Raw genomic sequence first — 856 nt, forward strand, 5'->3', positions numbered from 1 at the left:
TTTAGCAAGTTCAATTGAAGTATCCAAAATAGAAATAATTTTAAAGTCAAAGTTCTTCCTTTTTATTTTACTCCACAACTTTTTGTGTTGATCCGTTATATAGTTTATCATTCCGAAATGAGCCTTTTTAGCCGATTGAGGAATCTCATTTTAACTTCAAAATTGTTATAAACACATGATATGATTCAATAAATTCTCCCTTCTCTTGAGCAACAGTAATTCCCCAATCAGTAATCATTTTAAGAATAGGTATTAAACCTTTTCCAAATTTTGTAAGCGCATATTCTACTTTTAAAGGAGGTTTTGTATAAAACGCCTTTCTAGAAATTATACCATCTGCTTCTAATTGCTTTAGTTGCAAACTTAATGTGCGCTCTGTAATACCAGGTATTTCTTTTCGTAATTAGTTATACCGTTTTTTGACACCTATTAAATGGGTAAATATCACATTTTTCCATTTTCCGCCAATCAATTCCATAGCGGCACTTGTTGGACAAAAGGATATTTTATCGTTAACCTTAATTTTTGTTTTTTTTCAAACAGTTATTTTTTGTCCATTTCTATATAAATTTATAAAGTAACATACAAATACGTTATTCTTTTGTTGCTTACATAGAGTGCAATCTAATTAGCTTTAATTTAGTATGCAACTATGTTTTTTATAGTTATTTTTTTATTTTTAAAAAACTTTAAATCAGTTAGTTAATAATTTATTTCATACTATACTTTACGACCGTTATTGCACAATACTTACACTATATATACTTTTGTCACTATAAAAATGATAGTATAACGAATCAACATATAAATATAACAAAAATGAATTTAACTGAAATTTTAAACAACCGCTATTCCG

The 856-nt window shown here is 27.0% G+C and carries 1 protein-coding gene; it reads right to left on the bottom strand.

Annotated features, from left to right (window positions below; genetic code table 11):
- Nucleotides 1-145: 145 nt before the first annotated feature.
- Nucleotides 146-391 carry a winged helix-turn-helix transcriptional regulator gene (locus MPF19_RS19120; RefSeq protein ID WP_349666075.1) on the bottom strand — a complete coding sequence of 82 codons (246 nt, stop codon included), beginning with the start codon at nt 389-391 and terminating at the stop codon, nt 146-148.
- Between the last annotated feature and the right edge of the window lie 465 nt (nt 392-856).

It is taken from the genome of Polaribacter sp. Z014, assembly GCF_023555435.1.
In the GTDB taxonomy this organism is placed as follows: Bacteria; Bacteroidota; Bacteroidia; order Flavobacteriales; family Flavobacteriaceae; genus Polaribacter.